The organism is Micromonospora sicca (genome assembly GCF_003172935.1).
GTDB lineage: Bacteria > Actinomycetota > Actinomycetes > Mycobacteriales > Micromonosporaceae > Micromonospora > Micromonospora sicca.
In genome coordinates, this window is sequence record NZ_QGKS01000464.1 from 1 (window position 1) to 5,380 (window position 5,380).

Here is a 5,380-nt window from a genome sequence, read left to right on the forward strand (position 1 = left end):
GTCGGGGACGGTGGCGGGGCGTCGGGTTTGGGTGGATGGGGTGATCGAGCCGATGTCGTCGACGAGGCTGTCGACGCTGGCGAGGCGTAGCCGTAGGTCGCGGGAGACGAGGATGTGACCGATGAGTTCGCCTCGTCCTTGATAGATGCGTGAGTAGGCCCGGCCGGGAGGTAGGAGCGGGGCGAGGTTGTACAGCCTTACGGGGTCGCCCTTGTCGGGCCGGTCGATATCTCCGTCGTCGGGGCCGGCGAGCAGGGTGGTGGTGACGGCGTCGGGTCCATCGTTGAGGTCCCCGCAGACGATGGTGGGCATTCCGGGTTCGCCGCCGGTGGCGGAGGCGGTCATGACCTTGTTTAGCCGCACGCGGACGGCGACGGCTTCGGCGGCCCGCCGCAGCAGGGCGTATCCGGCGCCGCGGGCGCGTTCGTCTTCGTTCTTCGGGTACCGGCGGTTGTCGGGGTAGGTCAGCAGTTTTGACTTGAGGTGGCAGGTGATCAGCCGCAGGCCGCTGCCGACGTCGACGTGGACTTGAAGGGCGCCGCGGCCCATCCGGGTGAGGGTGGTTCCGTCGACGTCCGGGTACCGCTGGCAGGCCGGCGTCAGGAAGTTTGACGACCTGGTCCTCGACTGTGACGGGGTGGGGCGACAGGACACCGACCCGGATGGGGTGGTTGCCGGCGGGGGGATCGGCGAGTTGGACCTGCCAGGCGCCCGCTGCGTTCGAGAAAGCTTCGCGCCAAGAAGCCCCTCGGGCAGCCGGGCGAGCAGCCAGACCGGCGAGCGTGGGTGGACTGGGTGTGCGGGTCCGGGATCGAGCTCGGCTATACCGAGCGGACCGGGGCGCAGTCAGTAACGGGAACGGACTCGCAATGCGTAGGCCGACGGTTCCATTCCGTTGGGCCGCTCCATAGGAAGGCCCGGGTCACGGGCTTGATCGCCGATCGTGACCCGGGCCTTCTTCATACCGTCGAACGGCAGCCGATCTCAGGGCCCGGTGGCGCTCGCCACCCCGCTCTCGTTGACGGTGAACTGTCCGCGCGGGGCGCCGTTGAAGGTTCCACTCTTGATCCACTCGATCAACGCCGCCTTGAACGTGGAATGGGGACCAGCCCAGGGAGCACCGGGGGTGCCGCCGTAGGGGGTGCCTGAGGTGGGGGTGCAGCGTGTCCCGGAGCAGCCCTCCCACAAGAAGGTGTGGCTTCCGCACGCAACCTTTACCAGCACCTTGTTCGTCATCTGGGCGGCGTTGTAGATGGCGTCCGCGTTCGCTGGCGACGTCGGCGGAGCGTCCTCAAGACCGTGGATGACGAGCGTGGGTGGGGTCAGCTGTGCTGCGACTTCGGTGTTCCAGCCGTAGCTGGAGAAAACCGGACTGCGGGCGACGCCTGTCGGGTGCCCGGCGATGTTCCCTCCCCACTGGGCGCCCACAGGATCCTCCTCCCGGTTCTGCGCCGCGACCTGGTCCCGACTGCCCGCGACCACACGGCCGGTGCACGCCGCCTCGCGGTCGGGCGGCAGGTTCCCGGGTCCGCCACCGACGAAGACGTGCAGCGGGAAGGTAGCGAAGCTGCCGCCCGGCGGCGGCGTCTCCTCGGTGTCGAAACCGAAGAGCGACGCCGCGAACACGACACGGTTGACCTTGGCGATGTACTGGTCGCTGTGGGGAAGGAGCGGGTTCGGGTTACCCGCGTATAGCGTCCGGCCGACGAACTGCGCGCCAGCCGAGTAGCCCACCAGGGTTACCTTGCCGTCCGACGGCTGCGCCCGCGCGATGGCGTCGTCGATGACCTGACGGATGTCGCGAACGAAGGTGTCGACACGGGCGAACCGGACGTGGCTCGAGTGCGCCCGCAGCTGTCCGCCGAGCGGATTGGTGAACAACGTCGGATCCTGCGCCGCCCCCTGCTGATTGAGGGGGAAGACCGGGACATGCGTGCGATCGCACCCCACCGGGTTCGAGCAGGTGATGCCGTCCGGGTTGTAGGCGGGCAGGCTTGCGTTGCCCGGATCGTCCAGGCCGTGGGCGAAGCGCGTCGAGCGGCCGTAGCCGAGCAGGTTGGGGGCGAAGGTGTCGATCCCTGCCCGGGCGAGCGCCTTCTGCACGCTGAGCTCGCCGCCTTCGGGGGCGGGTTGTCGCAGGTCGAACGAGGTCGGGCCGTAGTTGGTGCGGCCGTGGATCAGCACCGCGGCCCGGTTGGGCACCGAGTGGCACTTGCCGTTGGCGTAGACGGGCTGGACGCGATGCACCTGCAGTTCGGCCGAGAGCCCGTCGAACTGCGGGTCGGGCATCAGCCCGGCGGGGACCGTGAACGGCAGGAAGTGATCGCTGACCTGCACGCCGGTCGGCGCCTTGTCGCAGCCGGCGGCCGACGACGCGGAGGGCGGCGGAGTGAGTACGCCAGCGAGCGCGGTTACTGCGACGACCGTGAATGCCGCCCCTCTGAGTCTTCGCTTTGATTTGGACATGGGGTCTCCTTAATGGGAGCGCTACGCGCGGTTCGCGTAGTCGTGACACCTGGCCGCACCGGCCTAATTGCGAGGGCGGGGCGCGGGCGCGTCAGAGCAGGATGAAAAGGGCCGCGACGGCGACCAGCATGCGGGATTTCACATCGGAACGTTCCTGAGACGCGGACTTTGCGTTGGATAAGGAACGGTGCCGCTTCCGCAAATCGGGTCGCGATACGCGCCGAGCGGCATCGGTGGTCACTGCCCCCCGCTGGTTGTGGATCCCACGGAAGGTTGTGTCGACAAGAACTGCGAAAGGGCGTTGACACAGGTCGGTTGTCAACGACCGTGTCTCTACTTCTCGGGTCCTTTTACCCGGGCCGCCTAGTTCTGTCGACTCTGAACGCGCCACTGACGGTGCTCGCTTCGCGATGAGAAGTCAACGCACGAACTTTCCATCAACTGGCTGATAGGATGGCAGCGGCCAAATGCTACATCCGTGGCAAAAATGAGGAGGCCCTGATTTTATAGCCTTCTCTAGTTTCCGACCGTCATGGGCCAAAAATGCGGAAATTGCCGACCAAACCTCCACGGTGATGCAAGCGCAAGCTCACTCGGAGATCTTGTCACGCGACCGTCCAGGTGTCCATAGTGAAGGCCCGCCTGCCAAACGTTGGGCAAGAGGAGCAGGCGGTGGACCAGCGCCGGGGAACCGACTCGTAATGCGGCAGATCCCATTCATTCGTTGTGCCTGATCTGCGCCCCGGGTCCGCTCCCGCTGCCCGACGATGGCGGGGGGAGGGACGTACATGAGCGGCGCTCGCGGCCTGGACGGATGGGGCTGGAGGGAGTGAGCACGGCCCGGCGGTGGGAGACGTCGCCAGGTGGGCCCGTGCTACGCCGGCCTGTCGCCCCGATGCTGGCCGCGCCGGTCGACTCCGTGCCCGAGAGTCCGAATTTGATCTATGAACCGAAGTGGGACGGGTGGCGGGCGCTGGCCTTCCGCGGAGCCTCGGACGTCTACCTGCAGTCGCGGGCCGGCAGGAATCTGACGCCGTACTTCCCGGACATCACGCGGGCCGTGCGGGCCATCGTCCCGCCCGGTGCGGTGCTCGACGGGGAACTGGTCGTCTGGGAGCGCGGGCGGACGAACTTCGCCCTGCTGCAGCGGCGGGTCACCGCCGGCCGACAGCTGCTGCGCGAAGCCCGCGAGCACCCGGCCTACTAACGTCGCCTTTTGACCTTCTCGTCGACGTTGGCGGGGAGCCGGTGCTCGATGCGCCGCTGGTCGAGCGGCGTGCCCGGCTGGTGCGGCTGCTCGCCGGCGCCCCGCCGCAGTTGGCGGTCACCCCGCAAAGCGCCGACCTGGTCGAGGTCAGTGAATGGCTGACCACCTGGACCGCGGCCGGCGTCGAAGGGGTTGTGATCAAGCGGCTGGACAACCGGTATGAGCTTGCCCGGCGAGGGTGGGCGAAGTTCCGGGCCCGTGCCACCAGGGAGGCGATCATCGGCGGCGTCACCGGCAGCATCGGCAACCCCGACACACTTCTCCTCGGCCGATTCGACCGGCGCGGTCGGCTGCGCTACACCGGCCGCACGCACCCGCTGGCCGCGCCCCAGCGCCAGGAGCTGGCGGGACTGCTGTCCCCGCCACGCCCAACCGACCGCCCTGTTGTCATCCATCTCTGGCCCGATCCGCTGCCGGCTGCCTGGTCCGGCCAGTTCGAACGGCCGGAGCCGCTGCGCTACGCCCAGGTCGAGCCAACCGTGGTGGCCGAGATTCAGGTGGACACGGCCTACGAGCACGACCGGTGGCGTCACCGCGTCCGGTACGCGCGGCCCAGGCCGGACCTGTCGGTGTACGACGTGCCCCTGATCCTCGACGAAGGCGAAGACCTCTTCTCCGACTACGCGCGCATCGCCTGACTGACCTCACCCCCTTTTGCCACTACAGAAGGGCGCCGTCGCCTGGTCGTGGTGCGCCCCGGACATGGAGGGCTAGGGGCCGGACCTGACCCGGCTCTACCAGCACGCGCGGTGGGATACGGCAGCGTGGCGCTGGGCGCGGCGGCGGGCGGTGCTGCTCTGCCGTGGGGTGCTGTGCGGAGTCCGGGCCCAATCGAGGAGCTGACCAAGGCGGCGCAGCGCTGGTGCGCCGAGCAGGGCTACGAGGTGGTCGGCGAACACGTCGGCGCGATGGGCTGGCGGGCGGCTTTCGCCGACGTCGACGAGGGCTTGGCCGACCTGGTGGTGGCGCCGTCGGTGGAGCGGCTGGGCTTCGGTAGACAGGTGTTCGAGCGGATTGCGGAGGTGCGCGCGTCGGGCGGCGACGTCGCCGGGCCGGGTGTGCGGTCGACGCGGACGCCACGGTGGTCGCCGAGGCGGTCGTCGAGCAGAAAGAGGCGTGATGGAGCGAGAAGCGGATGATGTTGGCGTGCCCGCCGACGAACGTGAACGAGCTGCTGGAGGGCATGGGCGCCGTTCGTGCCGACGGTCGACCACAGCCTGGCCCCGTGCGTGGACTGCGGCGCGGACGTGTGGATCGGCCCGAACCAGCGCCTCGTCGCGGTCCGCGCCCCGAAGGCGACGCTGCTGCTGTGTATGGCGTGCGCGCTGCCGGGGTCCATTAGCTCAGCGTTTGCCTGTCGGATCAGTGACAAGGTGACTACTCACCGTTGACAGGATGCTTCCTAGGCGGCCACCGTCGATGGTGTCGGTGGGCATTCGCCCGGCGGGCAGGGTCATTGCGTTGTCGGGATGCTGCTGGTCACGGCGGTAATGAGGTCGTGGGGGCGGCGGTTGGCGCGGCGGGTGGCGCGGGCGATGTTGGCCTCGCCGTTGCTGCGGTGGTAGCCGATCGAGGTGTTACGCAGGGTCGCGAGGACGGCGGGTCCGGTGCCGGTCCGGGCTTGGTGGAGATCTTCACGGAAAGTGA

The 5,380-nt window shown here is 68.6% G+C and carries 5 protein-coding genes and 1 pseudogene; 3 read left to right on the forward strand and 3 right to left on the reverse strand.

Going from position 1 to position 5,380, the window contains the following annotated elements:
- A partial coding sequence (locus DKT69_RS34350) for an endonuclease/exonuclease/phosphatase family protein (protein ID WP_368666295.1) occupies positions 1 to 549 on the reverse strand: 549 nt, incomplete at its 3' end.
- A gap of 435 nt (positions 550 to 984) precedes the next feature.
- Entirely contained in the window at positions 985 to 2,466 is a 1,482-nt protein-coding gene (locus DKT69_RS34355; RefSeq protein ID WP_146231284.1) for an alpha/beta hydrolase family protein, read from the reverse strand.
- Between the two features lie 871 nt (positions 2,467 to 3,337).
- Here DKT69_RS34355 and DKT69_RS40770 point away from each other — a divergent pair.
- From DKT69_RS40770 to DKT69_RS34365, 3 genes are all read left to right on the forward strand, one after another.
- Complete coding sequence (locus tag DKT69_RS40770; RefSeq protein ID WP_255420255.1) at positions 3,338 to 3,673, forward strand: ATP-dependent DNA ligase; 336 nt, start codon at positions 3,338 to 3,340, stop codon at positions 3,671 to 3,673.
- A 41-nt stretch (positions 3,674 to 3,714) separates the two neighbouring features.
- The gene (locus DKT69_RS34360) at positions 3,715 to 4,371 is read left to right on the forward strand and encodes an ATP-dependent DNA ligase (RefSeq protein ID WP_255420256.1); all 657 of its coding nucleotides are present in this window, start codon (positions 3,715 to 3,717) and stop codon (positions 4,369 to 4,371) included.
- A gap of 126 nt (positions 4,372 to 4,497) precedes the next feature.
- Positions 4,498 to 4,872, forward strand: coding sequence for a hypothetical protein (locus tag DKT69_RS34365; protein ID WP_146231285.1), 375 nt, complete (start codon positions 4,498 to 4,500; stop codon positions 4,870 to 4,872).
- A 314-nt stretch (positions 4,873 to 5,186) separates the two neighbouring features.
- On the opposite strand, the pseudogene DKT69_RS34375 reads toward DKT69_RS34365, so the two are convergent.
- Positions 5,187 to 5,380, reverse strand: a pseudogene (locus DKT69_RS34375) (ISAs1 family transposase); the annotation flags it as partial.